Annotated in this window: 23 protein-coding genes; 8 read left to right on the top strand and 15 right to left on the bottom strand. The window is 73.2% G+C overall.

Features of this window, described 5'->3' with window-relative positions; genetic code table 11:
• Nucleotides 1-77: 77 nt before the first annotated feature.
• Together ACIPN7_RS19540 and ACIPN7_RS19535 are read right to left on the bottom strand one after the other, a co-directional pair.
• Nucleotides 78-1,991, bottom strand: coding sequence for a right-handed parallel beta-helix repeat-containing protein (locus tag ACIPN7_RS19540; RefSeq protein WP_400545916.1), 1,914 nt, complete (start codon nucleotides 1,989-1,991; stop codon nucleotides 78-80).
• Between the two features lie 65 nt (nucleotides 1,992-2,056).
• On the bottom strand, nucleotides 2,057-4,483 hold the full coding sequence (locus ACIPN7_RS19535) for a glycosyl hydrolase family 95 catalytic domain-containing protein (RefSeq protein ID WP_400545913.1): 2,427 nt from the start codon (nucleotides 4,481-4,483) through the stop codon (nucleotides 2,057-2,059).
• Nucleotides 4,484-4,632: 149 nt separating this feature from the next.
• On the opposite strand from ACIPN7_RS19535, the gene ACIPN7_RS19530 reads away from it, so the two are divergent.
• Nucleotides 4,633-5,331, top strand: a complete 699-nt coding sequence (locus ACIPN7_RS19530) for a hypothetical protein (RefSeq protein ID WP_400545910.1) — start codon at nucleotides 4,633-4,635, stop codon at nucleotides 5,329-5,331.
• 49 nt (nucleotides 5,332-5,380) lie between these two features.
• Here ACIPN7_RS19530 and ACIPN7_RS19525 read toward each other — a convergent pair whose 3' ends face one another.
• The 3 genes from ACIPN7_RS19525 to murA form a co-directional block, all read right to left on the bottom strand.
• A complete protein-coding gene (locus ACIPN7_RS19525; RefSeq protein WP_400545908.1) occupies nucleotides 5,381-6,415 on the bottom strand; it encodes an NAD(P)H-dependent glycerol-3-phosphate dehydrogenase in 1,035 nt (344 codons plus the stop codon).
• Entirely contained in the window at nucleotides 6,412-7,167 is a 756-nt protein-coding gene (locus ACIPN7_RS19520; protein ID WP_400545905.1) for a lysophospholipid acyltransferase family protein, read from the bottom strand. Before ACIPN7_RS19520 ends, ACIPN7_RS19525 begins: the two co-directional genes overlap by 4 nt.
• A 105-nt stretch (nucleotides 7,168-7,272) precedes the next feature.
• Nucleotides 7,273-8,589: a UDP-N-acetylglucosamine 1-carboxyvinyltransferase gene (gene murA / locus ACIPN7_RS19515; protein ID WP_020013735.1), complete on the bottom strand. Its 1,317-nt coding sequence runs from the start codon at nucleotides 8,587-8,589 to the stop codon at nucleotides 7,273-7,275.
• 282 nt (nucleotides 8,590-8,871) lie between these two features.
• Between murA and ACIPN7_RS19510 the strand changes: the two genes are divergently transcribed.
• On the top strand, nucleotides 8,872-10,254 hold the full coding sequence (locus tag ACIPN7_RS19510; protein ID WP_400545902.1) for an MFS transporter: 1,383 nt from the start codon (nucleotides 8,872-8,874) through the stop codon (nucleotides 10,252-10,254).
• A 67-nt stretch (nucleotides 10,255-10,321) separates the two neighbouring features.
• On the opposite strand, the gene ACIPN7_RS19505 is transcribed toward ACIPN7_RS19510, so the two are convergent.
• From ACIPN7_RS19505 to ACIPN7_RS19495, 3 genes are read right to left on the bottom strand one after another with little or no spacing between them, the layout of a single operon-like run.
• Nucleotides 10,322-11,221, bottom strand: a complete 900-nt coding sequence (locus tag ACIPN7_RS19505) for an ABC transporter permease subunit (RefSeq protein WP_400545900.1) — start codon at nucleotides 11,219-11,221, stop codon at nucleotides 10,322-10,324.
• The gene (locus tag ACIPN7_RS19500; protein WP_400545898.1) at nucleotides 11,218-12,261 is read right to left on the bottom strand and encodes an ABC transporter ATP-binding protein; all 1,044 of its coding nucleotides are present in this window, start codon (nucleotides 12,259-12,261) and stop codon (nucleotides 11,218-11,220) included. Before ACIPN7_RS19500 ends, ACIPN7_RS19505 begins: the two co-directional genes overlap by 4 nt.
• On the bottom strand, nucleotides 12,258-13,448 hold the full coding sequence (locus tag ACIPN7_RS19495) for an outer membrane lipoprotein carrier protein LolA (protein WP_400545896.1): 1,191 nt from the start codon (nucleotides 13,446-13,448) through the stop codon (nucleotides 12,258-12,260). The genes ACIPN7_RS19500 and ACIPN7_RS19495 overlap by 4 nt, the downstream gene beginning before the upstream one ends.
• Before the next feature lie 154 nt (nucleotides 13,449-13,602).
• Between ACIPN7_RS19495 and ACIPN7_RS19490 the strand changes: the two genes are divergently transcribed.
• From ACIPN7_RS19490 to ACIPN7_RS19480, 3 genes are all read left to right on the top strand, one after another.
• The gene (locus ACIPN7_RS19490; RefSeq protein WP_400545893.1) at nucleotides 13,603-14,286 is read left to right on the top strand and encodes a response regulator transcription factor; all 684 of its coding nucleotides are present in this window, start codon (nucleotides 13,603-13,605) and stop codon (nucleotides 14,284-14,286) included.
• Nucleotides 14,286-15,632: a sensor histidine kinase gene (locus ACIPN7_RS19485; RefSeq protein ID WP_400545890.1), complete on the top strand. Its 1,347-nt coding sequence runs from the start codon at nucleotides 14,286-14,288 to the stop codon at nucleotides 15,630-15,632. The genes ACIPN7_RS19490 and ACIPN7_RS19485 overlap by 1 nt, the downstream gene beginning before the upstream one ends.
• Before the next feature lie 96 nt (nucleotides 15,633-15,728).
• Nucleotides 15,729-16,481 carry a TSUP family transporter gene (locus ACIPN7_RS19480; protein ID WP_400545888.1) on the top strand — a complete coding sequence of 251 codons (753 nt, stop codon included), beginning with the start codon at nucleotides 15,729-15,731 and terminating at the stop codon, nucleotides 16,479-16,481.
• A 38-nt stretch (nucleotides 16,482-16,519) separates the two neighbouring features.
• Here the strand turns inward: ACIPN7_RS19480 and ACIPN7_RS19475 are convergent, their stop codons facing one another.
• The 5 genes from ACIPN7_RS19475 to ACIPN7_RS19455 form a co-directional block, all read right to left on the bottom strand.
• Nucleotides 16,520-16,837: a DUF5808 domain-containing protein gene (locus tag ACIPN7_RS19475; protein WP_400545885.1), complete on the bottom strand. Its 318-nt coding sequence runs from the start codon at nucleotides 16,835-16,837 to the stop codon at nucleotides 16,520-16,522.
• Nucleotides 16,838-16,959: 122 nt separating this feature from the next.
• On the bottom strand, nucleotides 16,960-17,856 hold the full coding sequence (locus tag ACIPN7_RS19470; RefSeq protein WP_400545882.1) for an aminoglycoside phosphotransferase family protein: 897 nt from the start codon (nucleotides 17,854-17,856) through the stop codon (nucleotides 16,960-16,962).
• A complete protein-coding gene (locus ACIPN7_RS19465; RefSeq protein WP_400545879.1) occupies nucleotides 17,853-19,028 on the bottom strand; it encodes an NUDIX domain-containing protein in 1,176 nt (391 codons plus the stop codon). The genes ACIPN7_RS19470 and ACIPN7_RS19465 overlap by 4 nt, the downstream gene beginning before the upstream one ends.
• Nucleotides 19,029-19,149: 121 nt before the next feature.
• The gene (locus ACIPN7_RS19460) at nucleotides 19,150-19,806 is read right to left on the bottom strand and encodes a chloramphenicol phosphotransferase (RefSeq protein ID WP_400545876.1); all 657 of its coding nucleotides are present in this window, start codon (nucleotides 19,804-19,806) and stop codon (nucleotides 19,150-19,152) included.
• Nucleotide 19,807: 1 nt separating this feature from the next.
• Complete coding sequence (locus ACIPN7_RS19455; RefSeq protein ID WP_400545873.1) at nucleotides 19,808-20,308, bottom strand: SRPBCC family protein; 501 nt, start codon at nucleotides 20,306-20,308, stop codon at nucleotides 19,808-19,810.
• Between the two features lie 112 nt (nucleotides 20,309-20,420).
• Between ACIPN7_RS19455 and ACIPN7_RS19450 the strand changes: the two genes are divergently transcribed.
• The gene (locus ACIPN7_RS19450) at nucleotides 20,421-21,746 is read left to right on the top strand and encodes a glycoside hydrolase domain-containing protein (RefSeq protein ID WP_400545870.1); all 1,326 of its coding nucleotides are present in this window, start codon (nucleotides 20,421-20,423) and stop codon (nucleotides 21,744-21,746) included.
• 23 nt (nucleotides 21,747-21,769) lie between these two features.
• Complete coding sequence (locus ACIPN7_RS19445; protein WP_400545867.1) at nucleotides 21,770-22,042, top strand: DUF4242 domain-containing protein; 273 nt, start codon at nucleotides 21,770-21,772, stop codon at nucleotides 22,040-22,042.
• 30 nt (nucleotides 22,043-22,072) lie between these two features.
• Here the strand turns inward: ACIPN7_RS19445 and ACIPN7_RS19440 are convergent, their stop codons facing one another.
• On the bottom strand, nucleotides 22,073-24,991 hold the full coding sequence (locus tag ACIPN7_RS19440; protein ID WP_400545864.1) for an AAA family ATPase: 2,919 nt from the start codon (nucleotides 24,989-24,991) through the stop codon (nucleotides 22,073-22,075).
• 169 nt (nucleotides 24,992-25,160) lie between these two features.
• On the opposite strand from ACIPN7_RS19440, the gene ACIPN7_RS19435 reads away from it, so the two are divergent.
• Complete coding sequence (locus ACIPN7_RS19435; RefSeq protein WP_400545861.1) at nucleotides 25,161-25,859, top strand: hypothetical protein; 699 nt, start codon at nucleotides 25,161-25,163, stop codon at nucleotides 25,857-25,859.
• A gap of 54 nt (nucleotides 25,860-25,913) precedes the next feature.
• Here ACIPN7_RS19435 and ACIPN7_RS19430 read toward each other — a convergent pair whose 3' ends face one another.
• A complete protein-coding gene (locus ACIPN7_RS19430; RefSeq protein WP_400545858.1) occupies nucleotides 25,914-26,795 on the bottom strand; it encodes a GntR family transcriptional regulator in 882 nt (293 codons plus the stop codon).
• Nucleotides 26,796-26,808 lie beyond the last annotated feature (13 nt).

Below are 26,808 nucleotides of genomic sequence, written 5' to 3'. Positions count from 1 at the left end.
AAACGGGGGGGGTGGGGCGCCCGACGTCGCGGGCGCCCCACCCCGGTCACTGCTCGTGTCGCTGCCTGTGGCCCGGGTCAGGACTCCGGGACCGGGTACGGGAACGCGTCCGTCACGCCGATGAGGTCGTACTTCATCTTGCTGGCGTCGAAGCCGGCCTCCCAGTTGCCGTTGGTCACCTCGTTGCACTGGTAGGACTGGTACGACTGGTCGGTGGTCTCACCCACCTCGATGTTGCTGAACGAGAAGGCGCAGCCGCCGGCGTCCATGTGGATGCCCCGGGTCCCGCTGTCGGGCATCTCGCCCACCGGGTCGGGGAGCACGTCGCCGATCACCATCTGGTCCACCGTGTTCTTGACCGGGTACGGGTCCTGGTTGTCGACGCCGTAGGTGTAGAACGCGCCCATGTCGCCGGAGTCCAGGCCGGCCTCGTCGATCTGGATGTACCGGAACGTGTTGTGGTCGGTGTACTGGTCGCCGTCGACCACCTCGGGGCGGGACTCCAGGCTGATGCCGTACCGGGCGGAGTGCCGCACGTTCACGTGCTCGACGAGGTTGTCGCCGGTACCCATGAGCTCGATGCCCGCAGCGTCGCCGGGGACGAGCTCGCCCACGTGGTCGATGTACAGGTTGCGGAAGGTGTGGTGGTGCGTGAGGTCGCCCTCGCCCGGCCAGCCGCCCTCGACCTTGATGCCGTCCGCGCCGAGGTTCTCCAGGAGGGAGTTCTCGACGGTCAGGTGGTCGTTGGCGAACAGCGCGTAGACACCCATGAAGCCGGTGTCGCGGATGTGCATCCCGGTGAGCGTGATGTTGCTCGTGTTCTCGACCGTCACGGCCCCGAAGCGGTTGCGCGGCATCTCGATCTGCCGGTCGTACTCGGGGTACTTGTGCTCCTCGCCGGAGTCGCCCGCGCTGATCCAGCCCGACCTGTACCAGCTCACGAAGTCGGAGTACTGGATGCCGATGCCGTCGAAGGTGATGTCGTGCGCCTTCTGCTCGGGCGTGGCGCCCTTGACGTCGATCACCTTGGTGACCGTGGGCTTCATGATCGTGACGCTGTCGATGTCACCGCGCGGCTTGTAGTAAAGCTCGCCGGCCTCACGGTCGATGTAGTACTCGCCCGCCTGGTCCAGGAACGGCAGCGCGTTCTGGATGAAGTAGCGCGACCCGCTGCGGCTGTTCACCAGGGCGTACCGCGCCCAGTAGTCGAGCGTCGCGAACCCCTTGCGGTAGTCCGCGCCGCCGATCGGCACGATGTCGGTGAACCAGCTCCACGAGCCGCCGGACCACAGGGTGACCTGGGCGTCCTTGAGCGGGTTGCTCTCGGGGGTGTCGTCCCAGGCCGGGTCCCAGTCGCCGTCCTGCCAGTACAGCCACTGGTGCACGGCCTCCTTCTCGGGCTCACCGAGCCGCGAGAACAGGTACGGCCCCTGGGTGTCGTCCGAGCCGCGGTTGGGGTAGCGCGCCAGCTCGGAGCGCTCGCCGTCCTCGAAGAGGGTGTAGAACTGCTCGTCGGGGTCGACCTGGGTCTTGTAGATGCCGTCCCGGTACTCCTCCCAGCCGGTGACCTCCTCGGCGCCCACGAGGTTGGCGGCGCCCGGGCCGTCGCTGCTGCGGTAGACGACCTGGTGGCCGCCGCCGCCCGAGTCCTGCTCGGTGAAGGCGATGGTCTCCGTGACGGGGTACTCGCCCGCCGCGAGATTCACGGTGATGTCGCACCGCTGCCGGCTGTCGCTGTTCAGGCCCTTCTCGCGGATGTGGTCCCGCGCCGCCTCGACCGTCCTGAACGGGTCCTTCGCCGTGCCCTTGCCCCGGTCGTCGCCCGACGGGGAGACGTAGAGCTGCGGGCACCCGCCGCCCGAGACCGCGGCAGCGGCATCGGCCGCCGCGCCGGCGAGGCGGTCGAACGCGATCCCGCCGCCGCCCATGGCGGCGACCAGGCTCACCGCGGCGACCGCCACGGTGCTCGTCTGTATCCAGTTCCTGGACATCGATGTCCTCTCCTCGGTGTGTTTCCTGCGGGTGGTCGGTAGGGATGGTCGGTAAGGGTGGTCGGTCAGGCCTGCGGTTCGACGACGTAGGTGGCCCCGCGGCGCGTCCGGAAGACGGCGAGGCCGTCCTCGGGGCGCTCGACGTCGACCAGGCCGCCGGGGCCCGAGACGCGGACCTGGCCCTCGGTGCGCAGCCGGATCGTGTTGCCGGCCAGCGACTGGATCCGGGCGCCGTGGAGCCGCCCGTCGCGCCAGGCGACCGCGAGCTCGAACGCGCCGCGGGTCCGCAGGCCACGGACCCGCCCGGTCGGGAAGGCCTCCGGCAGGCACGGCAGCAGCCAGACCTCGCCGGAGTGGCTCTGCACGATCGTCTCGTTGATCGCCGAGGTGCCCCCGAAGTTCCCGTCGATCTGGAACGGCGGGTGCAGGTCGAACAGGTTCGGCGCGGTCCGGCCGGGCGAGAGGAGCTGCTTCAGGTGGGTGTAGACGCCGTCCCGCTGGAGCAGCCGGGCGCGGATGTTCATCTTCCACGCGAGCGACCAGCCCGCCGTGACCGCGGGACCGCGCAGCTCGAGCGACCGGTTGGCCGCCGCGGCGAGCTCCGGCGTCCGCCGCGGGGTGATCTGGTCGCTCGGGAACACGCCCCACAGGTGCGAGACGTGCCGGCTGGTCTCCTGCGCGGCCTCCTCCCAGTCGATCAGCCACTCCTGGATCTGCCCCAGGAAGCCGATCTGGTTGGGCGGCAGCTGCTCGCGCGCGGCGAGCGCCTGCGCGGCCATCTCGCGGTCCTGGCCGAGGACGGCGGACGCCTTGTCGAAGGCCGTGAACAGGTCCCGCAGGATCTGCATGTCCATGGTCGGGCCGGCGCACATGCTCACGCCCACGTTGTCGATGTCGTGGTGCTTGAGCTCGGGCGAGTGCGAGGGGCTGGTGACGAGGTAGCCGGTCGCGGCGTCCTCCACGAGGGTGTCGAGGAAGAACTCGACGGACCCGCGCAGCACGGGGAAGTACTCCCGCAGCACGTCGAGGTCGCCGGTGTACTCGTAGTGCTCCCAGAACAGCAGCGAGAGCCACGCTCCCCCGGTGGGCCAGACCCCGTAGTACGCGAAGTCCACGGGCGCCGACCCGCGCCACAGGTCGGTGTTGTGGTGCGCCACCCAGCCCTTGGCGCCCCACATCTTCTGCGCCGTCCGGGCGCCGGACTCGGCCAGCTCCTCGATCATCGCGAACAGCGGCTGCCAGCACTCGGCGAGGTTCGCTGGACCGGCGGGCCAGTAGTTCATCTGGCAGTTGATGTTCAGGGTGTACTTCGACTGCCACGGCGGCAGCATCTGGTCGTTCCACAGGCCCTGCAGGTTGGCCGGCTGGCCCGGCGTCCGCGAGCTGGAGATCAGCAGGTAGCGGCCGAACTGGTAGTACAGCGCCGCGAGCTGCGGGTCCTGGCCGTCGCGGAAGGCGGCGACCCGCTGGTCGGTCGGCAGGTCGACGGACGCCGAGGTGCCCAGGTCGATGTCGACCCGGCCGAACATCTCCTGGTGGTCGCGCACGTGGGACCGCCGCAGGATCCCGTAGCCCTGCGGCGTGGCCCGCTCCAGCGGGGCCACCGCCGCGGCGAGGTGGTCGCCGCCGACGTCGAGGTAGTTCCGGTGGCTCGTGCCGATCGAGACGACCAGCGTGACGGAGTCGGCGCCGCGCACGTGCAGTCCGGTGTCGTCGCAGGTCACGCTCCCGCCCTCGGGCACGGCCCGGACCAGGCTGACGAAGCGGACCTTACCCTCCAGCCCCTCGGCCTCGCCGCTGCGGCCCTCCAGGGCGAGCGTGCGACCGTCGTGGGCGTACGTCGAGGTCTCCTGGAGCGACGTGTAGCCGGCGTCGAAGGAGATCGCCCCGCGCGCGCTCGCGGTGAACCGGGCGACGATCACCTGGTGTGCGTGGCTGCCGAACACCTCCCGGGTGTGGCGCACGCCGTCGGCCACGAACGTCGTGGTGGTGATCGCCGTGGTCAGGTCGAGCGACCGCTCGTATCCCGTGACGTCCTCGGTCAGCCCGGGAAAGGCCAGGTGCAGGTCGCCGACCGGCTGGTACTGCATCTGCTCCGTGGGGCGGCCCATGAACCGCTCGTCGGCGAGGTTCTGCGCCTCCAGCCACTTCTCCTCGCTGATGAGCCGCCGGATCTCCGGCAGCGCCTCGTGCCCCAGCGGGTCGGCGTAGTCGTGCGGGCCGCCGGCCCAGACGGTGTCCTCGTTGAGCATGAGCTTCTCGGCGGCCACGCCGCCGAACACCATGGCGCCGAGCCGGCCGTTGCCGATGGCGAGCGCCTGCAGCCACTCCTCGGCGGGCGCGGTGTACCAGAGCCGCATGGGATTGGTGTCCGGGGCGTCGGCGCCCTCGGGGTCGGCCGCCGCGCTCGCTGGGGCGTGCCCGGCGAGCGCGAACGCCCCGGCGGTCAGGCCCGTCGTGCGCAGGAGGTCTCTTCGCGTGATCGGATTCATCGAGCGACTCCTTCGTCCTCTGTGTCATCACCGTTGAACGACGCGAGCTAAATGTAGTACGTCACATATATCACAAGTCAAGAGTGCAGACTGCTCCCGTCGGCCGATCGTGACCGGCCCGGCCGCGCCCCAGGCCCTACGCTGGGCACATGGGACGAGCCGGACACCGCACAGCCCTGATGGTCGCCGCCTGCGCGGCGCTGCTGCTGGCCGGGTGCACGGGTGCACAGGGCACGGGCGGGCCGGAGCTCAGCAACACCAGCCCCGTGCCGGTGTCCCCTGACTCGGACGCGGACCCGACGACGTCGCCGTCGTCAGGCGGGTCGGACGAGGACGAGGACGGGGACGACGCGCCCGAGCCGAGCGCCTCCGCGACCGAGACCGAGTCCGGCCCGGCCTTCCCCGCGGACACGAAGCCCGACACCGCGGAGCCCTCCGGTGAGGGCGAGACGTTCCTGAGCGTCACCGACGTGCGCGTCGCCGCCCACGACGGCTACGACCGCGTCGTGTTCGACCTCGACGGCACGGGCAGCGGCAAGCCCGGCTGGCGCGTCGAGTACGTGGACCGGGCGTCCGACGACGGCTCCGGCGCCGGCGTCGAGGTGGACGGCGACGCGATCCTGCGGGTGTCGCTGTCCGGCACCGCCACCCCGATGGACAGCGGGGTCGAGGAGTTCTCCGGCGACCGCATCGAGCCCGCCGGCACGGAGTCGGTCGAGGAGATCGTGTACCGCTACTGGTTCGAGGGGTACACGACGGCGTTCATCGGCGTGGACGACGCCGAGCGCCCGTTCCGCGTGTTCCTCCTGGAGGACCCGATGCGCGTCGTGGTGGACGTGCGGCACTGACCGCCCGGCGCCGGCGACGCCGGGCCGGGCCGGCTCGGCCGGCGCAGAATCAGCCCGCGACCTCGGACTTCTGCGGCCGGGCGAGCAGCGTCGCCGCGAGGTTTGACAGCGGCAGCCTGCCCGCCAGCACCTCGACGACGCCGGCCGTGATCGGCATCTCGACGTCGTGCGCCCGGGCCAGCTCCAGCACCGACTCCGACGACTTCACGCCCTCGGCCGTGCCGCCCGTGGCCTTGATCGCCTCGGCGAGCGTGAGCCCCTCGCCCACGTGCTTGCCGAGCCGGTGGTTGCGCGACAGCGGCGACGCGCACGTCGCCGTCAGGTCGCCCATGCCGGCCAGGCCCGCGAACGTGGCGGCGTCGGCCCCGAGCGCGAGGCCCAGGCGCGTGATCTCGACCAGGCCGCGCGTGATGAGCGTTGCCAGCGTGTTCCAGCCGAAGCCCTGGCCCTGGGCCATGCCGGCGGCCAGGGCGATGATGTTCTTCACCGCGCCGCACAGCTCCACACCCACCACGTCGGTGTTCGTGTAGGGCCGGAAGTACCCGGTGGAGCAGGCCGCGGCCACGAGCTGGGCCGTGGCCTCGCTGCGCGAGGCGACCACGGTCGCCGTCGGCTGCCGCTCCGCGATCTCGGGCGCCAGGTTGGGTCCGGAGACGACGGCGACGCGCTCGTCCGGCAGGTCCAGCACCTCGGCCATGACCTGGCTCATGCGCTTGTCCGTGCCGAGCTCGACGCCCTTCATCAGGGAGACGACGACGGCACCCGGCGCGGCGACGTCGTGCACCAGGGACTTCATCGACTCCAGCGTGGCGCGGGCGACCTGCGACGGCACCGACACGACCACGATGGACGCGCCCGCCAGGGCCACGGCGGGGTCGGTCGTGCCGTGCATCGGCGGCAGCTGCACGCCCGGCAGGTACTTCTCGTTGCGGTGCGTCCGGTCCACGGCCTCGAGCACCGCGGCGTCGCGACCCCAGAGGGTGACGTCGCACCCGGCGTCGGCAAGGACCATCGCGAACGTGGTGCCCATCGAGCCCGCGCCGAGCACGGCGACCTTGGTCTGGGCGGGCGTCGGGGCGCTCACGGGCGCTCCACCGGCGGGTAGTTCGTCATCTTGGCCTCGTGGTCGGGGTGCTTGCGGAGGTCGAAGCGCGGCTTGGGGGCCACCTCCCCGCGGATCTGCTCCAGCTCGGCGGTGATGGCGTCCATGATGCGGCTCGTGGCCTCGCGAAGCGTCGCGGTGTCCTGCGGCCGGTCGTACAGGTCGCTCAGGTCCACGGGCGGGCCGGTCTGGATCGTCACCTTCTTGCGCGGGAACGGCTTGAGCACGCGGCTGTACCGGCCGAGGATCTCGGTGACGCCCCACTGCGCGACCGGCAGCACCGGCAGGCGCGTCGTCAGCGCGATGCGGGCCACGCCCGTCTTGCCCTCCATCGGCCAGTAGTCGGGGTCCCGCGTCAGCGTCCCCTCCGGCAGGATCGCCACGCAGGCGCCGTCGCCGAGCTGGCTCGCGGCGTCCTTCAGCGACTCGGCGGACTTCGTGGAGTCCCGGTCCACCGGGATCATCTTGGTGCCCCGCAGCGCCCACCCCGTCAGCGGCGAGTCGAACAGGCCGCGCTTGGCCAGGATCCGGGGCTCGCGGCCCATGTCGAAGAGGTAGTGCGCCAGCGTCAGTGCGTCGAGCTCGGTGACGTGGTTGGCCGCGGCGATGAACCCGCCCTTGGCCGGGAAGTTCTCCCCGCCCTTCCACTCGTACTTGCACAGCGCGAACATGAGGTTCCGCACGATGAACGCGACGAAGCGATACATGCGCGACTCGGGGCGTGGGATGGACACGGCCGAAAGAATACTCGGCCAAACCACGAACCCTGCCCCGCCCTGACGTGTCAGGCGCTCAGGTCACCGGGGGGACCTGAGCGCCTGACGCGTGCGAGGGGTGGGTCAGCCGCGGACGACCTCGGCGCCCAGCGCCTCCAGCTTGTCCTGGAAGTTCTCGTAGCCGCGGTCGATCAGGCCGATGCCGCGCACCGTCGACTGCCCCTTGGCGGCCAGGGCCGCGATGAGGTGGGAGAACCCGCCGCGCAGGTCCGGGACCTCGATGTCCGCCGCGGAGAGCGGCGTCGGGCCGGAGACGACGGCGGAGTGGTGGAAGTTGCGCTGGCCGAACCGGCAGTCGCGACCGCCCAGGCACTCCTTGTAGACCTGGATCGTGGCGCCCATCTTGCGCAGCGCGTCCGTGAAGCCGAAGCGGTTCTCGTACACGGTCTCGTGCACGATCGACAGGCCGGTGGCCTGCGTGAGCGCGACGACGAGCGGCTGCTGCCAGTCGGTCATGAAGCCCGGGTGGACGTCGGTCTCCAGCACGATGGACTTGAGGTCGCCGCCGGCGTGCCAGAAGCGGATGCCGTCGTCCTGCACCTCGAACCGGCCGCCGACCTTCCGGAAGGTGTTGAGGAACGTCATCATCTCGGGCTGGGTGGCGCCCTTGACGGTGATGTCGCCGCCCGTGGCCAGGGCCGCGGAGGCCCAGGACGCGGTCTCGATCCGGTCGTTCAGCGCGGTGTGGGTGTAGCCCTCGAGGCGGTCGACGCCCTCGATGCGGATCACGCGGTCGGTGTCGACCGAGATGATGGCGCCCATCTTCTGCAGCACCGCGATGAGGTCCATGATCTCGGGCTCGATCGCCGCGCCCGAGAGCTCGGTGATGCCGTCGGCGCGGACCGCCGTCAGGAGCGTCTGCTCCGTGGCGCCCACCGACGGGTAGGGCAGGGAGATCTTGGTGCCCTGGAGGCGGCGCGGCGCCCGCAGGTGGATGCCGTTGGGCCGCTTGTCCACGACGGCGCCGAACTGGCGCAGGATGTCGAGGTGGTAGTTGATGGGGCGGTCGCCGATGCGGCAGCCGCCCAGGTCGGGGATGAACGCCTCGCCGAGACGGTGCAGCAGCGGCCCGCAGAACAGGATCGGGATGCGGCTGGAGCCGGCGTGGGCGTCGATGTCGGCCACGTGGGCGGACTCGACGTTGGACGGGTCGAGGTCCAGGATGCCGGCGTCGGTGTCGTACTTGACGTTCACGCCGTGCAGGTCCAGGAGCCCCGAGACGACCTTGACGTCACGGATCTGCGGAACGTTCCGCAGCACGCTCGGGGTCTCCCCCAGCAGAGAAGCCACCATGGACTTCGACACGAAGTTCTTTGCGCCTCGAACGGTGATGGTCCCGTTCAACGGGTTGCCGCCGTTCACATACAGCAGATCGTTCATATCCTCGTCGTCGTCTCGTTCGTTCCGATGATGGATGTCCGATGGCGGAGCCTCCGGGAGCCCGGTCGATCCTGCCCCTCACCGCCGGTCGTGCCAACACGGCAGCCGGTGGGAGTATTCACCGTTCACCACACCTTCACTCGCGACGCACCAGGTCGCAGTTCGACACGCCGCTCGTGCACAGGGCCCGCGCATGCCGCCGTCGGCAGCCTACGTCAAGACCCCATCCGTATCGCGAGACGCACTTCCCGGATCGCGGACAGGCCGCCTAATCTCGCGGGCATGAGCACCTCCGCAGCACCGACCGCCGGGGCCCCCGGCGGCAAGGAGAGCACAGCGCCGGCCGGCAACCCGCGCGGCCGCGTCGTCGTCGCCTCCCTCATCGGTACGTCCATCGAGTTCTACGACTTCTACATCTACGCGACGGCCGCCTCGCTGGTCTTCCCGACGCTGTTCTTCCCGAACGCCGAGGACCCCACGACGCAGCTCCTGTCGTCCTTCGCCGTGTTCGGCGTCGCCTTCGTGGCGCGACCGGTCGGCTCGGTCCTGTTCGGGCACTTCGGTGACCGCATCGGCCGTAAGGCGACGCTGGTCGCGTCGCTGCTCACGATGGGTGTCGCGACGGTGCTGATCGGCCTCATCCCGGCGGCGTCGACGCCCGGCTGGGCCGTGGCCGCCCCGGCGGTGCTCGTGCTGTGCCGGTTCTGCCAGGGCCTCGGCCTGGGCGGCGAGTGGAGCGGCGCGGCCCTGCTCGCCACCGAGAACGCGCCCGAGGGGAAGCGCGCCATCTACGGCACGTTCCCGCAGCTCGGCGCGCCGATCGGCTTCATCCTCGCCAACACGGTGTTCATCGCCCTGTCCACGTCGCTCACGCCCGAGCAGTTCGCCGCCTGGGGCTGGCGCATCCCGTTCATCGCGTCGGCGATCCTCGTGATCGTGGGTCTGTGGGTGCGGCTCTCGCTGCTGGAGACCCCCGCGTTCCGCAAGGTGATCGAGGCCGAGGCCGTCAGCCGGGTGCCCGTGGCCCGCGTCTTCCGCACCTCGTGGAAGCAGATCATCTCGGGCACGTTCATCATGCTGGCCACCTACGCGCTGTTCTACCTGATGACGACGTTCACGCTGAACTACGGCGTCGCGCCGACCGCGCCCACCGACGGCTCTCCCGCCGGCCTCGGCTACGAGAAGATCGACTTCCTCTGGATGCTGATCGTGGGCGTCGTGTTCTTCGGCATCTTCACGCTGGCGTCCGGGCCGATGGCGGAGAGGTTCGGCCGCCGCAAGCACCTCATCTGGGTCACGGTCGCGATCATCGTGTTCGGCGCGCTGTTCGTGCCGCTGTTCGCCGCGGGTCACGCGGGCGTGCAGACCCTGCTGATCCTCGGCTTCACGCTCATGGGCCTCACGTTCGGCCCGATGGCCGCCGTCCTGCCCGAGCTGTTCCCGGCGAACGTGCGGTACACGGGCTCCGGCATCGCGTACAACCTGTCCTCGGTGCTCGGCGCGGCGGTGGCCCCGTTCATCGCCGTGTGGCTGTGGGCCGAGGCCGACGGCTCCCCCGTGCTGGTGGGCGTCTACCTCTCGGCGATGGCCGTGATCACGCTGGTCGCGCTGATCCTGACGCACGAGACGCGCGACGTGGACTACGCGGAGAACGTCGGGGACTGACGACCGCCCCTCGTACCGACGCCGTCGCGCGCCTTCCGCAAGGGGGTGCGCGACGGCGTTCGTGCTCTCAGCCGTCGCGCGTCGTGAGGCGGGCGTAGGCCAGCGACATGCCGATCACGAGGTAGCACAGCGCCCGGAACGCGCCCTCGCCCAGGTCACCGGTGGCCACGGGGTCCCGGATCAGGTCGACCAGGCTGGCCAGCGACTGCGGCAGCAGGTACGGGTGCAGCCAGTCCAGCGCCGAGATCTGCAGCAGCACCCCGGACACGATGAGCCCGCCGAGCACGCTCACCACCACCAGCATGGGGTGCTCGGTGGACGCCGAGATCGCCAGCGCCACCGCGCCCACCGCCATCAGGTAGAGCGTGGCCCAGGCGATCGCTACGGCCAGCCGCCCCAGCACCTCCGGGACGGACAGCTCGGTCCCGGACATCGACGCCAGGTTGTCCGTCCCGGCCAGGACCAGCCCGGTGACGAAGCCGGACGCGACGACGAGCGTGGCCGCGACCAGGGCGACCGCCAGTACGCCCACGGCCTTGACCACCAGCAGCCGGCCGCGGGCCACGGGCGCGAGCAGCCAGCCGCGCAGCGCCCCGTGGGACTGCTCGCCGGCCAGCGCGTCCCCGGCCGCCATCGCGACCGTGAGCGGCAGCAGGAGCATCAGCAGCGTCATGAGCGAGCCCAGCGGCAGCACGAACGCGCTGGTGGCCATGGTCACGAAGATCGGCGGCTCCCCGCCGGGCCCGTCCGGGCCGGGTCCGCCCGTGGCCGGGGCGGCCGCGCCGTCCGCGGTCAGGTTCACGGCGATGCCGGTGATCACCGGGAGCACGGTGAGCAGGCCCAGCACCACCAGCGTCCGCGGACGCCGGAAGATCCACCGCAGCTCGGCCCGCAGCAGGCGGCCGACCGGGGCGCGCAGCCGGGCCGGCGCCGGGTCCGGGGCGGTGACCGGGGCCTGGGCGGTCATCGGACCGGCTCCTGGTCGGGCGCGGGCCGGGCGACGGCGGGCCGGGCAGCGGGCTCGCCGGCGGCGCTCCCGCCCGACGCCTCCCCGAGGTCGTGCGTGAGCCGCGCGAAGACGTCCTCCAGCCCGGTGCGCTCCCGGCGGGCCTCGTCGACCCGGACCCCGGCCCGGACCAGCGTCTCGATCACGGTCGCCGGCGTCGTGCTCGACAGGTCGACGCGTATGCCGGCCGGGGCGAGCCACGCGGTGACCCGCTGGTCACGCAGGGCGGCCGCCGCGGCCGCGCCGTCGGCGGTGGCCACGAGCAGCGTGGGGTTGCCGGACTCCAGCAGGTCGTCCAGCGGGCCCTGCGCCACGACGACGCCCGCGTTCAGCACGACCACGTGGGTGCACGTGGCCTCGACCTCCGCCAGGAGGTGCGACGAGACGAGCACCGTCACACCCTGGGCGTGCAGCTCCGCGATGATCCGGCGCACCTCCTGCGTACCGGCCGGGTCGAGGCCGTTCGTGGGCTCGTCCAGCACCACGAGCCGACGTGGGACCAGCAGCGCGGAGGCGAGCCCCAGCCGCTGCTTCATGCCCAGCGAGTACGCCCGGTACTTCTTGCGGGCGGCGCCCGCCAGGCCCACCCGCTCCAGCGCCGCCGACACGGCGCCGTCCAGCTCCCTCCCGGACAGCAGGGGCTCGGCGGCGGCGAACCGCTGCAGGTTCTCCCGGCCGGACAGGAACGGGTGGAATCCCGGCCCCTCCACGAGCGCCCCGACGTGCGGCAGCACCCGGTCCACCGCCCCCGGGACCGGGACGCCCAGCAGCTCGATCTCCCCCTCGGTCGGCTGGACGAGACCCAGCAGCATCCGGATGGTGGTCGTCTTCCCGGAACCGTTGGGCCCCAGCATCCCGACCACGGCACCCGCAGGTACCTCCAGGTCCACGCCGTCCACGGCGACCGTGCCGCGGTAGACCTTGCGCAGGCCCCGCGTCCGGGCGGCCAGGGCGGTCGCCGAGCCTCCGGTCGCTGGCCCGGTCGCTGCTGGTCCGGTCACTGCTGGTCCAGGGCGTCGACGAGCACCTGCTGGGGCACCGCGCCGGCCGCGACCCGGCCGTCGTCGGTGACGATCGCGCCGCCGACGGCGATCCGGACGTAGGAGCCGGAGCCGAACTCCCCGGACACCGGCTGGCCGATCTGGGCCAGGAGCCCGGCGAGGTCCTGCTCGCCTCCCGCCGAGCCTGCGCCGCCGAGGAAGCCCTCGCTCCCGGCCGCGCCGCCGTCAGACCCCGGGCCGGCAAGATCCTGGCCCAGCGCGTCGGCGGGCACCGTGCCCACCAGCACCGCGTCCCAGCCGTCGCCGACCGTCGTCAGCCCCTCCCCGGGGCCGCCCGGCTCGCCCGCCTGCCCGGCGTGCTCGCCCCGGGCCTGCGCGACGTCGCCCGCGTCTGTGGTCTCGACGTCGGCGCCCGCCGGCGGCGTGAACTCGAACAGGCCGGCGTCCTGCGCGCCCACCTCGAACTCGGTGAAACCGAGCGCCAGGACCGGCTCGGACGTGCCGTTGGCGTACACCTCGAGCCGCAGCGGCACCCGCGTCTGCTCGTCGATCGCCACCGTGATCTCGCGCAGCAGCGTCTTCTCCGTCGGCTTGGGCGTGAGCACGAGCTCGTAGGCGGCGCGGTCGGCGACGCGCGCCGTGCCGTCCACGGCGATGTCGCTGGTCGGGCGAAGTCGCTCGATGATCTCGGTCGCCGCCTGCGCCGGGTCCGCCATGCGCGCCTCGGCGTGGCCCTGCTCCCCGGCGAGCTTCCCGGCGTGCTGCTCAGCCTGGGCCCTGGCCGCAGCGAGGTCCGCGTCGTCCCAGGTCAGGTGGCGCGCACTGTTCTCCTGTGAGTCGTAGGCCCACGCCTCGTCGGCGTTCCTGACGAACGTCAGCTCCGACGTCGGCCGCTCGACCTGGACCCGGGCGGACTCCGCGCCGTCGTGGAACACCCGCACCGACTCGAAGTCCAGGGCGTCCGCCCCGGGCACGGCGGGCAGCCCGAGCTCGTTGGTCACCTCGGCCACGCCGTCGAACGCGGGCGGGGTGGCCTCCAGCGTGGAGGTCACGAGCTGCTCCGCGTCGATCGCGGGGAGCACCGGATCGTCGTCCGCGCCCGCGGGCAGCGCGGTGAGCGCCAGCCCGCCCAGCCCGACCGCGATCCCTGACCCTGCGGCGACCAGCGCCTTCGTCCTCGGCCTCATGTCCCGCTCCTTCGCGTCCGGTTCGAGTCTCCTCCTTCCACGATCCCCCGCGGCGCCTGAGACCTCGCTGAGAACCGCACGCCGAGCACCGACACGCCCACCAGCGCACTCGCCCGCCTACGCACCGGCCGCCGCGTGCGGCATGCTGGCAGGCATGAGGCCGCAGATTCTCGTGGTCGACGACGAGCCGGGCGTGCGCAAGGCGCTGGACCGCGGCCTGCGCGCCAAGGGCATGGACGTCACGGTCGCGGCCGACGGCCCGACCGCGCTGCGCCTGGCGCGGACCGGGTCGTTCGACGCGGTGCTGCTGGACATCATGATCCCGGGCCTGTCCGGGTACCGCGTGCTGCAGGAGCTGCGGTCTGCCGGCGTCACCACCCCGGTGCTGCTCGTCTCGGCGAAGGACGGCGAGGTGGACCAGGCCGACGGGCTGGACCTCGGCGCCGACGGCTACGTGGTCAAGCCGTTCTCGTTCGTGGTGCTGCTCGCCCAGCTCCGCGCCGTCCTGCGCCGCACGGCCGCGGGCAGCACGCGGGAGCCGATCCGGCTCGGGCCGCTGACCGTCGACCGCGGGGCCCGCGCCGTCCGCTACGACGACGTCGACGTGCCCTTGAGCCCGCGCGAGTACGCGCTGCTCGTGGCGCTGGCCTCGCGCGCCGGGACGGTGTGGACCAAGCAGGAGCTGCTGACCGAGGTCTGGGGCGACGAGCAGGCCGCGACCCGGAACGTCGTCGAGGTGTACGTGGGCTACCTGCGCCGCAAGCTGACGGCCGCCGGCGCCGACGGCCTGGTCCGGACCGTCCGGGGGCAGGGGTACCGGCTCGGGGGCGCGCCCTAGTGCGTGCGGCGCCCGGCGGGCGGCGGACGGGAGCGCCCTGGGCGGGCGTCTCGCTGCGCCTGCGGATCACCGCCCTCGCCACGGCGGTCACGCTGGTCTGCCTGCTGGGCCTGGCGCTGGTCGCGAGCCGGGGCCTCGGGCCGCTGCTGACCGGCGCCGTGGACGACGAGCTCCTGACGGCGCTCAGCGGGGCCGCCCAGGACGTCGTCGCCGGCACGGAGCCCGCCCCGGCCGACGGCCTGGAGGTGCGCGTGCTGGACACGGCGGGCGGCGCCGTCGACGACGCCCCACCGCCCGCCCTGACGCGCGACCAGGTGCGCGCGCTCAAGGCCGGGACCCCGGTCACCGCGGGCGACCGGCGGCAGGTGCGCTGGCAGGGCTCCGTGGTCACGGCGCCCGACGGGAGCCAGCGGCTCGTCGTGGTCGGCACGGGGCTCGTGGGCCAGCGCGCCGCCGAGGCGTCGGGCAGCCGGTGGCTGCTGGTCACGGCCCTCGTCGGGACGGTCGTGGCGGGGGTCGCGATCTGGTTCGCCGTCGGGTCCGCGCTGGTCCCGGTCGCGCGGATGCGCCAGTCCGTGCGCCGGCTCGCGCCCGGCGCCCGGGTGGAGGTGCCCGAGGGCACGGCCGGCGAGCTGCGCGCCCTGGCCGACGACTTCAACGTGCTGCTGGACCGGCAGGAGGCCACCACGGAGCGGCTGCGCCGGTTCACGGGCGACGCCGCGCACGAGCTGCGCTCGCCCGTGGCATCCATCCGCCTCCAGTCGGAGGTGGCAGTGGCCGCCCCGGACCCCGCGCTGTCCCAGGAGGTGCACGCCGACGTGCTGGCGGACGCCGAACGGCTGTCGGCCCTGCTCGACGGGCTGCTGGCGCTGGCCCGCTCGGACGCCGGCGAGCTGCCGCCGTCGGACGACGTGGACCTCGTGGGCGAGGTGCACGCGGCGGTGGCGCACGCCGGGGACCAACCGGTGCCGATCGTGGTCAACGCGGCGGCCGACCAGGTCTGGGCGGCCGCCACGCGCACGGAGACGGGGCTCGTGCTGGACAACCTCCTGCGCAACGCCTGCCGGTACGCCGCCACGCGCGTGGTGGTGTCGGTGCTCGCGGGCCGGTCCACCGTGCGCGTGCTCGTCGACGACGACGGCCCCGGGGTGCGGCCCGAGCACCGGGCCAAGATCTTCGACCGCTTCTACCGGGTGTCCGACGACCGCGCGCGCACCTCCGGCGGCGCCGGGCTGGGCCTCGCGCTGGTCGCCGAGCTCGTCCGCCGCCGGGGTGGCCGGGCCGTCGTCGGCGAGTCGCCCGACGGCGGTGCCCGGTTCACCGTCGTGTGGCCGCGGGCCCGGTGACCTGGCCGTCACGGTGTGGGAGACGCAACACTGAACGGCCGCTGAACAGGGCATTCGCGGCCAGGCACGGAAGCGGATCGGGGTTAGCGTGGCCCGGTGGAGACGACGGCCCTGATCGCAGCGTGCCTGGCCGTCGTCCTCGGAGCCGGGCTGCAGCGGGTCGCCGGGATGGGCGTCGGCATGGTGGCCGCGCCCGTGCTCACGGTCTTTCTCGGCGCGTCGGTGGGCGTGCTGGTCAGCAACGTGGCCGCGATCGTCACGGCGCTGCTCATCCTGCGGGCGCTGCGGGACGGCGTGGACTGGCGGCGGGTGATCACGATCCTGCCGCTGATGCTCGTGGGCTCCGTGCTGGGCGCGCTGACGGTCCGCGAGGCCGACACGGCGTGGCTCGACGTGATCGTGGGCGGGTCCGTGCTGGTCGCGCTGGGCGCCTCGGCCCTGCTGCGCCGGCGGGTCCGGATCCAGGGCCGCCCCGTCGCCGTCGTCACCGGGCTGGCGGCGGGCTTCATGAACACGACCTCGGGTGTGGCGGCGCCCGCCTGGACCGCGTACGCGCTGGCCACCCGCTGGGAGCACCGGTCGTTCGCCGCGACGATGCAGCCGCTGCTGGTGGTCATGAACGTCATGTCGGTGATCACCAAGCTGGGCTTCGGCGCGATCCCGGCCGGCTCCGCCCCCGCCTGGTGGGTCTGGCCGGTGCTGCTCGCCGCGGTGCTCGCGGGAGTGGCGTTCGGCAACGTCCTGGCCCGCCGGGTCACGACGCGGGCGGCGTCGCGCACGGCGGTCACGGTAGCGGTGGCGGGCGCGGTCACGGCTCTGACCAGGGGCCTGCTCTCGATCGCCGGCTAGGGACCCTGACGCCGCCGCGCTGAGCGCGGTGCGGTACCTCAGACGCCGAGCTTCTCCCGCACCAGCGCGACGACCCGGCCCACGTTGACCGCCCAGCCGACGCCGAACACGCGCGGCCCGATGACGTGCTCCGCCTCCGGGTCCCATAGCCGTTCCTTGGCGCGCTCCAGCGTGGGGAAGCGGAACTCGTACGGCACCACTGCCGCGACCTTGCCGTTCCACGTGCGTTCTTCCTCCGGCAGGCGCAGCTCCTTGACCACTGCCGCGACCGTCAGGCCGATGGTCACGAGCGTGACGAGCCGCTTCAGGCCGCCCCCGCGGTGCTTGGTGCTGCCGCCCGACTTGGTGGAGCCCACGACGTCCTCCGGTGCTCGCGGCGCCGGCTCTCGCCGCCGGTGCCTGTCGGCACCATCCTGGGCCACGCGTCAGCAGGTCGCGAACGCAGGTCGGGACGCCACCGGCGTGGTTCGCGCCGCGGTCAGGCCAGGGCGCCGACGAGCCGGGCGCACCGGGGCGGGTCCTCGGTGAGGCCGTTGTCCAGCCCCCAGACCCAGTAGTCGGTGACCCGCCACAGGGCCCACGCCCGGGCCAGCCCGGCGTCGAGCTCCGCGGCCTCGACCAGCACGTCGAACCAGCCCGCGATCTCCCCGTCGGTCATCTCGTCGACCCGGTGCCAGAGCACGTTCACCGCCGTCCGCTCGGCGTCGCCGCGCCGCAGCACGGGGTCGACGACGCACCACCGGCCCTCCCGGTCCCGCAGCACCTGGTCGAAGTGCAGGTCGGCGTTCACGGCCACCGGGTCCCGGTCGCCGGCGAGGATCACGGCCGCGGCGTCGGCCGCGACGTCCAGCACGCCCGGGTCGAACGGCCGGCCCAGGTGCTCCCAGGCGGGGCGCAGGCGAGGGGTCAGCCGGGCCACGTCGTCCGCCACGTGACCGACGCCGGCCGCGACGCCGTCGCCGGCGGGGATCGCGAGGCGCCGCGCGATCCGGCCTATCTCGGCGAACGCGACCTCCAGGGGCTCGCTCGCGAGCGAACGGTCCGGGTCGAGCCGGTCCAGCAGGAGCACCCCGGCCGCGGGGTCCGCATCGAGCTCCCCCACCACGCCGTGGCCGCGCCAGAACTCCAGCGCCGCCGAGAGCGCGGCGGTGTCGTCGCCCGGGGGCGTCAGGCGGAGTGCGCCGGGCGCCCCGGCCCGGCGCACGGGGACGACCAGCGCGTTCGAACCGTGCAGGGGCAGGCCGTCGACCGTCAGGTCCCAGCGCCGGCACCAGGCGTCCACCAGGCGCGGCAGGTCGTTCAGCCACTGCTCCTCGGCCGCCGTCGCGGTCCACCAGCGCGGCATCGCGAGGAAGGAGGCCGGGACCTCGATCACGGCGCCTCCGCGAGCAGCGCGTGCCGGTTGGTCCGGAGGAACGCCTTGAGCGCGGTGGGCACCAGGTCGACGTCCGCGAGCGCCTTCTCGTCGCGCAGGTCCACGTGCTCGACGTCGTAGGTGCCGCGCATCGGCTCCTGGAACTCGGGGCCGGACCGCAGCGCCAGGTCCATGGAGGTCACGCGCGCGAGGAAGTAGTGGTGCACCGCGACGCCCGCGTCCTTGGGCCGGGAGGTCAGGAACACCTGCCGGACGACGTCCGCCGTGGCGCCCAGCTCCTCCATCAGCTCGCGGCGCAGCGCGTCCTCGACGGAGGCGTCCTCGGGTTCGACGCCGCCGCCGGGCGTCACCCAGTACGGCGCCCGGCCCCGCACGGTCCGCTTGATGAGCACGAGGCGGCCGGCGTCGTCGAGCAGGATCGCGCGGGCCGAGCGGCGCACCACCACCGGTGGGACGGTCCGGACCGCCTGCGGCTCGTCGACGACGGGCGCCTGGCGCAGGTACCCCTCGAAGAGCGGTCCGCCCGCCGCGTCCAGGGTGGCGCGGGCGACGTCGACCATGGCCTGGTCGTCGTGCCGGGCGGCGACCCACCGGGCGGCGTAGCCCAGGTCCCAGGTGCGCAGCTCGCGCAGCAGCCACTTGCCGCCGCCGTCCCACCGCCCGGCCGCCGCCAGGGCGAGGTGTCCGACCCGCTCCCACAGCACGGACCGCACCACGTCCGCCTCGCCGCCGTCCCGCGCGTACGCGAGGTCGTCCAGCAGGTCCGTGACGCCGTACCGGGCGTCCTCCAGCGCGGTGTCCGACGCCGGTCCGGGGCCCGCGTCCAGCATCGCGCGGCACTCGGCCTGCAGGCCGTCGACCGCCCCGGCCGGGCCCGCCACGAGCACCCCCGTGGCGATCATCCGCGCCAGCGTCGGCCGCCTCCGTGCCGTCTCCTTGGCGATGAACCAGCGGTGCCCCGCCTCGGTGTTCACGAACAGCTCGACCGGCCAGCCCCGCCAGCGCAGCGCGTCGCGGTGGCCGACGGCGTCGTCCGGCAGGCAGACCACGATGTCCAGGTCGGAGCCCGCCGTCCGGGAGCCGGGGTCGAGCACGCTGCCCGCGAGCAGCGCCCAGCGCGCCTCGGGGTAACGGTCGGCCACCAGGGCAGCAGCGTCAGCTCGCGGGTCCACGTTCGTCATCCTTGCGCACGACGAGGGGCCGACACATTCGTTTTCGTGAACCCTGCCCCACGTCCAGGTGAACCCGGGTCGGTGGGCCCGGTGTCTGGCCACCGACGCGGCGGCCAGACCCCTACTCGATCTTCGTGCGTGTCCCGGTCGCGGCCGCCGGATAGAACGCCACCAGCCAGTCCCAGAGCAGGTCCGCCACCTGCACCGCGTCCTGTCCCGTGGTGTCGATGACCAGGTCCGGTCGAGGCGATTGCGGCAGTCGGCTGTTGTGGAACAACGAGAGCCCTGCCGGGTGCTCGTGCCGGCGCTGGCGGTCCGCGAGGTCCATGTCGTCCGTCCTGAGCTCGACGATCGCCACGGCTGCCGCACCCTCCGCACCGAGCGCCGCCAGCCGGGTTTCGAGGTCTCGGTTGACCTCCGGCTCGAACGCCTGCCCGTCGACGATCACGCCCTGACCGACCCGCAACATCGCGACGACGGCGGCGTTCATCGCCTCCAGCATGAGCATTCCGTCCGGGCCCGTACGGATCCGCCGGACACGTTCGTGGCGCTCGTTCACCTCGACGTCCTCGTAGCGAAATCCGAGGTCCGAGTGCCGTGCACCCGCCAGCCCGCCTCCCCAGTGATCGGGCACCATGCGGAACAGCTCGTCGAGGCCGAACCTCAACAGAGGCATCTCGGATCGGTCCTGGACCGCCGTCGTCAGGGTCGACTTCCCTGCGGCCGAAGGACCGTTGATCACCAGGCACAACGGCCTGACGGGCGAAGGAGTGTTCATGTCAGGACGCCGCCACCCGGCGCCGGACGCGCGTCACGATGCTCCTCGTCGCGATCTTGTGGAAGCCGGAGTCGATCACCAGCAGGCGGTAGACCGCGCCGAGCGCGCCCGGGAAGGTCGCGTCGGTGTGCGCCTCGACCCGCGTGCCGGCGGCGTCGGGCACGAGGCGGAAGGTGAGGGTGTAGACCGAGAACCGGTGGACGCCGTCGAGCACCAACCGATCGGGCGGGTCCGCCGCCCGGACCCGGAAGCCCGGCACCACGGAACCCGCCGTGAGCGGGCGCGGCCCCTCGGGCCGCCGGTCGCGGCAGCCGATCAGGTGCACGTACCAGGCCGGCCGCCCGAGCACCTCGACCTGGTCGAGGACGGCGCGCCAGACCGCCTCGGGCGGGGCGCCGACGGTCGCGGCGCGCACGTCGCGGTAACGCCGGGACCCGACGGCGCCCGACCCAGCAGCGCCCGGACCGACGGCGCCCGAACCTGCCTCCCTCGAACCAGCCATGCCCGGACCTTACCCGCGGGCCCGCAGGGTCGGGACCAAAGACTCTGCCGCGGCGACCTGGTGAGACGCACACTCCGAGGTAGGTGAGGGGGCCTGTCCACGGAGGTACCCCATGTCCGCCGCCCGCACGATCCTCAGGAGCCTTGCGGCGTGTGGCGGCGGCCTGGCACTGCTGCTCGGTGGGCTCGCCCTTCCTGCGGCCGCCGAGCCGGAGACGCCGGTGTACTACACGTCCGGGTCGACCATGACGCGGGCGGACGGCCTCGGCTTCGACGCCTGCACCGCACCGTCGCTCACGCAGCTGGCCGCCTGGCGGGGCACGTCGCCGTACAGGGTGGTGAACATCTACTTCGGCGGCAACAACCGCGGCTGCGCGCAGCCGAACCTGACCAGGACGTGGGTGCGCGACGCCGTGGTGGGCGGGTGGAAGCTGCTGCCCACCTACTTCGGCTACCAGCCGTACTGCATGTTCGGCAACAAGCCGAACCACTACACCGCGGCCAACGCCATCGCCCGGGGGAACTCGGACGGCGCGGACGCGGTCACGAAGGCCGCGGCCCTGGGCGTGCGGCCGGGCAGCGGCCTGTACGCGGACGTCGAGCACTACGACCGCACCGACCCGGACTGCCGGACCGCCGTGCACCGGTACGTCTCGGCGTGGACCAAGACCGTGCACGCCTCGGGCTACCTGGCGGGCGTGTACGCGCACCAGGACTCGGGGATCCGCGACCTCTCCGACGCCTACAACTGGACCACGTACGCCCGGCCGGACGCCGTCTGGATGGCCCGCTGGGACGGCGACCCCTCGCTGACCAACTGGCCGACGGCGCCGAACTCGCACTGGCCCACCTACCAGCGCGCCAAGCAGTACCAGGGCGACCACTTCGAGACCTGGGGCGGGGTAAGGCTCAACATCGACTCCGACGCCGTCAAGGCGCCCGTCGCCACGGTGGCGCGCACGTACCAGGTCACGAGCGCGACGCCGCTGAACGTCCGCAGCGGTCCGGCGACGTCCTATCCCGCCGTCCGCACCTATGCGTCGGGTGCCTCGCTGTTCGTGGTGTGTCAGGCCACCGGCGAGACGGTTGGCACGACGTCGGTGTGGGACCGGCTGACCAACGGGGCGTGGGCGAGCGACTACTACGTCTCGACGCCGTCGAGCACCGGGTTCTCCCCGGGGCTGCCGCGGTGCCTCTACCCGGGGCAGGTGACCGTCGACTCGCTCAACGCGCGCACCGGCCCCGGGGCCTCGTTCCCGACCACCGGCAGCCCGCTGCGCCGCGGCGCCCTGGCCCCGGTGATGTGCCAGGCGTCGGGGAGCCCGGTCGGGACCACGTCGGTGTGGAACAAGCTGTACGGCAACCGCTGGGTCAGCGACTACTACGTCTCGAACCGGTCGAACACCACCTGGAGCGCGCCGGTGCCGCGCTGCCCGTGAGGCCGGACCGAAGGAGATCCATCATGCCGCTCTATGTCATCGAGCGAACGTACGCGGAACGCGTCGAGCCCTTCCTGGGCGCGTTCGAGCGGGTCAACGAGGTCAACGCCGACACAGGTGTGCGCTGGCTGTACTCGTTCCTCTCGCTCGACCACCGCAAGTCGTACTGCCTCTACGAGGCGCCGAACGCCGAGCTGATCCTGAGCGCCGCCGCGGCGGCGGGGGTGCCGGCGGACCGGGTGGTCGAGGTCGTGGGCCGGATGATGCCGTCCGGCGCGCTCGAACCGGTCGTCTGAGCAGCCGTCGGTCGCCCGGAGGTCCGGGCGTCAGTCGAGCAGGCCCTGGGTCGCCGCGTACCGCGCGGCGCGGGTCCGGTTCTCGCAGCCCGTCTTGAGCAGGATGCTGCGCACGTGGTTGGCGGCCGTGTTCTCGCTGATCACCAGCGAGCGCGCGACCTCGCGGTTGCTGAGCCCCTGCGCCACGAGCCGCAGCACCTCGATCTCCCGCTCGGTGAGCCCGTCGGCGCGCCGGGCCCGGACGCCGTCGGGCTCCCCGAGTGCGGCGTCGAGCATGCGGAGCACGCGCCGCGACCCGACCGACGTGGCGATCCGCCGCGCCTCGACAGCGAGCGCGCCGACGTCGCAGCCGTCGGCGCCCGTCATGACGTGCGCCGTCACGTGCGCGGTCAGGGTGTGGGCGACGTGCAGGTGCGCCCCCATCGCGCGGTCCATCGCCTCGGCCCGCTCGAACTCCGCCTCCCAGTCCCCCGTGCCCAGCAGGGCGCCGAGGGAGCCCAGGTAGCGGTCGGCGCTGCCCATCGCACTGACAAGCGAGCCGAACATGATGTTGAGGCCCGCGTACGGGGCGAGCGCGGTGCGCACCAGCCGGCCCGCGTCGACGTCGCCGAGCGCGACCGCCGCGTCGGCCAGGAACGTCAGGACGCCCGCGCGGGTGCCCGGCGACGAGTGGGTCGTCCCGGACTCGATGAGCCACCACAGCGCGCGGCGCGCGGCGTCCTCCATGCCGAGCTCCGTGTAGAGCGCGAGCAGGCCGGGAACCCATCGTCCGTCGAAGTCGGCGTCACTGCTGACGAGCCCACGGACCTCGTCCAGCTCGCCCCGCTCCCGGCGGAGCACGAACTGCTGCACCCCGTACTGGCCGTCCGGACGCACGTCCGCGCCGAGCTCCACGGACTCCCCGATCTCGAGCAGCTCGTCCGACACCTGGGCGGCCCGTGCCAGTCGCCCGGCCGCAAGGTCCCGCGAGAAGTCGACGCAGCCCGCGAGGTAGCCGAAGTAGCGCTGGTGGGTGCTCTCGACCGCCAGGCGCAGGTCGGCGAGGCCGGCCTGGACGACAGCCGTGTCCCCGCGCTGGTAGCCGAGCAGCGTGCGGTACGACGCGGCCGGGCCCAGCCGCCAGAGGTCATGGGTCCGCAGGCAGAGCTCGGACAGCTCGATGGCGCGGCCGAGCTTGAGGTCGGCGTCGGTGACGGAGCTGCCGAGGACGAGCGAGGCGACCAGGACGTCCCCGAGCAGGTCGTCGCCCCCGAGCTCGCGGGCACGCGTGATCGAGCGCTCGAACAGCACACGGCCCGGCTCGTCCTCGCCGTCGAAGGCGAGTGCGCGGCCCAGGCCCGCCTGTGCGCGGATCCGGAGCTCCTCGTCCTGGTCGTCGGACGAGTCGAGCGCGGCCCGCAGCAGCTCGACCGAACGGCCCGCATCGACGTTGGTCCGCCAGTTGGCGTCCTCGTACTGCACGGCGGCCCGCAGCCGGTGCGCGGACGCCGCGTCGTCCGCGATCGGCTCGGCGAGCGCCTGCGACCGCACGACCGCGCCGCTGAGCATGCGCTCCCAGGCTGCGAGCAGCACGGCGTCGTCGGCCCGCGACCGGTCGTCGTCGATCGCGGCGGCGCGCTCGTAGAGGTCGGCGGCCTCGTCGTGCGCCAGGCCCTCGGCCGCCAGGACCGCGGCGAGACGCAGGTAGTGGACGGCTTCCTCCCGGTGCCCCAGGACGTGGGCCGCCTCGAAGTGGTGGGCCACCCGGGCCACGTGGGCGGCGCCGCGTCCGCCGCGTGCCTCCAGCGCACGCGCCACCCGCAGGTGCAGGCCGGCGCGCCGGGCGGACGGCATCGCGCCCAGCACGACCTCGCGGGCGATGGCGTGCCGGAACCGGACGGCGGTCGTCATGTCGTCGACCGGCTCGATCAGGTGCGCGTCGAGCGCGGCGTCGAGGTGCCCGAGCGCCTCCTCGGGCTCGGCCCCGCTCGTGACGACCAGCAGCTCCGCGTCGACGACGTCGCCGATCACCGCCGCGCGCTCGACCGTCGCGCGCGCCCCGGGGTCCAGCGTGCCCAGGCGGGCCTCGACCGCGTCCTGCACCGACGGCGGCGCCCGCCCGTCCGGGTGCACGAACCCGGCCGGGCCGCGAGCGCCCAGGGTCTGCACGAGCTCGCGCACGAAGTACGCATTGCCACCGGTGCGGTCGTGCAGGTCAGCGGCGACGGTGCGGGCCAGGGCGGCCGGCACCTTCGCCTCCTTCACGAGGTACTCCTCGACGTCGTCCGTGGCCAGCGGCGGCAGGTCGAGGCGCCGCACCCCGTCGAGGCGGTAGAGGCCGGCCACGTGGTTCACGAGGCGGTCGGTCCGGTCGGTAGCGGTCACCCGCTGGGCCGCCACGAGGAGCAGCCGGAGGTCCGCCGTCTGCTCCACGAGGTACGAGAGCAGCTCCCACGCCGTCTCGCCAGCCCAGTGCACGTCGTCGAGCAGCAGCACGAGCGGTTCGACGGCGGCCGCCGAGCGCACCGAGGTGACGACCGCGTCGAGCAGGTCGCGGCGGGACGCGCGGCCCGCCGGGCGTTCGCCGGCGATCGTGTCCAGGAGGGCGACCGTGTCCGCCACGGCCCTCTCGTCCGGTGCCGGACGCGCCAGCGGGAGCGCGCCGTCGGCGATCGCGGTCCGCATCGCGGCGACCGGGGCCACGAACGGCTCGTAGGGTGACGCGAGCGTGCTCGGGCACGTGCCGGCGAGCACGGTCACCTCGTCGTGCGGCAGGTCGGCCGCGAGCTGTGCCAGGAGACGCGACTTGCCCGCTCCGGGCTCACCGCCCACGAGCCTGACCTGGCGCGCCCCGTCGCGGGCGGCCTCCCAGGCCTTCCGGAGCTGGGCGCGCTCGGCCCGGCGTCCGACGAAGCAGCTCTGTGCCGCCTCGCCCCAGCGCCGCAGCCCGCTCGCCGACCAACCCGACACGTCAGCAACGCTACGCCCGGGCGCTCGTGCGGGTCGATGGTCAGTTCTGACCATGTGCGACGGCCCTCGAAGATGGTCCGTTCCGGTCATGTCTCGCGTCGCGCCCGCTCCTAGCGTCGCTCGTACCAGGGCTCCGTGCGGAGGGGTCCGATCACAGAGGAACGGAACCATGACTGGACAGAACGCTCGGAACACGCATCGCGCCGGACAGCTGGCGGCCATGCTCGCCGCGGTGGGCGCCGCGACGCTCGCCCTGGCCGCACCGGCCACCGCGCGGCCCCTGGAGGACGAGGAGACGACCGGGCCGAGGCTCGTGCTGGGCGGCCGCGCCGCACTGGACAGCGGTGAGCTGGCCGAGGGCAGGTGGTCGATCGTCACCGACACGTCCGACCGCCTCGTGCTCGTGGCCGGCGCCACCCGCGTCCGCGTCGTCGTCGACGCGGTGGTCGGCCCGACGGCCGAACCGGCCCGCGCGGACGGCCTCGTGCCGGCGCTGGCCGAAGCCCCCGGGATCATGACGCCGAGGTACCTGGGCAGGCCCGCCGGCGCTCTCGCCGTCCTCGACGTCGACTCCTCGGCGACCACGACGTCGTCCTGCACGGCCCTGCCGTGGCAGGCGGCGACGAACCGGACCACGCTGACGGGCGAGGGCGACGCCAAGGTGGTGCTGGGCACGCCCTGCACCATCGAGCGCGCGTACGTGGTCGCCCAGGGGCCGGGCAACCTCCTGGCCGAGGCGCAGGCGCCACGTGGCCCGGACGGCGGGGCGGCGTCCATGGACGCGGCCGACGCGCTGGTGCTCACACTGGTCCCGGCCGGGACCCGGGGTGACGGCGCCGCGGCGTCGCTGGGGTACGTCCCGCGGTGATCACACCGTCCGGTGGGCCCGCGGGGGCGGACCCACCGCCCTCGGGCGGGCACGTCACGTCTCCGTACGGCTGCGGAGCGTGAACAGCAGCGTCAGGCCGTCCAGCAGACGTTCGAGTCCGAACGAGAACAACGACTCGAGGTCGAGCTCCGTACCCGGCTCCGTCACCTGGGCGATCAGTGGACCGTCGACGGCGAGCCGCGCGACGGTCCACTGCTTGCTGGTCATCCCGGTGTCGAGCTCGGCACCGGTCTCGGTCTCGATGTTCACCGCCGTACCCCGCACGTAGTTGACCAGGGTGCCGTAGACGTGCAGCCGGGTGGTCGGGTCCAGGTCGAGGCCGTCGAGCGCGCGCAGGGTCCAGACGCCGTACTCCAGCAGCCCCGGCAGGGTGGCGGGCCGGACGATCGAGACGAGGCGAGGCAGCCACGGGTGACGCTGATAGGTCGCCCACTGGAGCTGGGCGGCCACACGCAGATGGGCCCGCCAGCCTCGCGGCGCCTCGGGGTACTCGATCTCGGCGAACGCGGCGTCCGCGATGAGCTGCGTGAGCTCTGCCTTGGCGTCGAGGTGCCGGTAGAGCGTCATGGTCGCCACCCCGAGCTCGGCCGCCACTGCCCGCATGGACAGGGCGGCCAGGCCGTCGGCGTCGGCGATCCTCAGCGCCGCCCGGACGATGTCGTCGCGGTCGAGCCCACCCGCCGAACGGGACGGCAGCCGCCGGGCGGCGACCACCGCGCCGACCCGGGGCACCGTCTCGATCGCGCCCGACTGCCCGAGCGTGGCGAGGGCCTTGGAGGCGGTCGCCATCGCGACGCCCCACTCGAGCATGATCGCCCGGGTCGTGGGGACGCGGTCACCGGGTCGGAGCTCGCCGTCGGCGATGCGCCGCTCGAGATCTGCGACGATCCGGAGGTACCGCGGCAGGTCGGTCACGGCGTCATCGTGC

Source organism: Promicromonospora sp. NPDC090134 (assembly GCF_044746965.1).
Taxonomy (GTDB): Bacteria; Actinomycetota; Actinomycetes; order Actinomycetales; family Cellulomonadaceae; genus Promicromonospora.
This window is presented reverse-complemented; position numbering and strand designations above follow the sequence as displayed.

Excerpts from the sequence above, each read along its gene's own strand:
- ACIPN7_RS19540 (WP_400545916.1), bottom strand. The coding sequence starts at position 1,991 with ATGTCCAGGAACTGGATACAGACGAGCACCGTGGCGGTCGCCGCGGTG.
- ACIPN7_RS19535 (WP_400545913.1), bottom strand. The coding sequence starts at position 4,483 with ATGAATCCGATCACGCGAAGAGACCTCCTGCGCACGACGGGCCTGACC.
- ACIPN7_RS19530 (WP_400545910.1), top strand. The coding sequence starts at position 4,633 with ATGGGACGAGCCGGACACCGCACAGCCCTGATGGTCGCCGCCTGCGCG.
- murA (WP_020013735.1), bottom strand. The coding sequence starts at position 8,589 with ATGAACGATCTGCTGTATGTGAACGGCGGCAACCCGTTGAACGGGACC.
- ACIPN7_RS19510 (WP_400545902.1), top strand. The coding sequence starts at position 8,872 with ATGAGCACCTCCGCAGCACCGACCGCCGGGGCCCCCGGCGGCAAGGAG.
- ACIPN7_RS19505 (WP_400545900.1), bottom strand. The coding sequence starts at position 11,221 with ATGACCGCCCAGGCCCCGGTCACCGCCCCGGACCCGGCGCCGGCCCGG.
- ACIPN7_RS19495 (WP_400545896.1), bottom strand. The coding sequence starts at position 13,448 with ATGAGGCCGAGGACGAAGGCGCTGGTCGCCGCAGGGTCAGGGATCGCG.
- ACIPN7_RS19490 (WP_400545893.1), top strand. The coding sequence starts at position 13,603 with ATGAGGCCGCAGATTCTCGTGGTCGACGACGAGCCGGGCGTGCGCAAG.
- ACIPN7_RS19460 (WP_400545876.1), bottom strand. The coding sequence starts at position 19,806 with ATGAACACTCCTTCGCCCGTCAGGCCGTTGTGCCTGGTGATCAACGGT.
- ACIPN7_RS19455 (WP_400545873.1), bottom strand. The coding sequence starts at position 20,308 with ATGGCTGGTTCGAGGGAGGCAGGTTCGGGCGCCGTCGGTCCGGGCGCT.
- ACIPN7_RS19450 (WP_400545870.1), top strand. The coding sequence starts at position 20,421 with ATGTCCGCCGCCCGCACGATCCTCAGGAGCCTTGCGGCGTGTGGCGGC.
- ACIPN7_RS19445 (WP_400545867.1), top strand. The coding sequence starts at position 21,770 with ATGCCGCTCTATGTCATCGAGCGAACGTACGCGGAACGCGTCGAGCCC.
- ACIPN7_RS19435 (WP_400545861.1), top strand. The coding sequence starts at position 25,161 with ATGACTGGACAGAACGCTCGGAACACGCATCGCGCCGGACAGCTGGCG.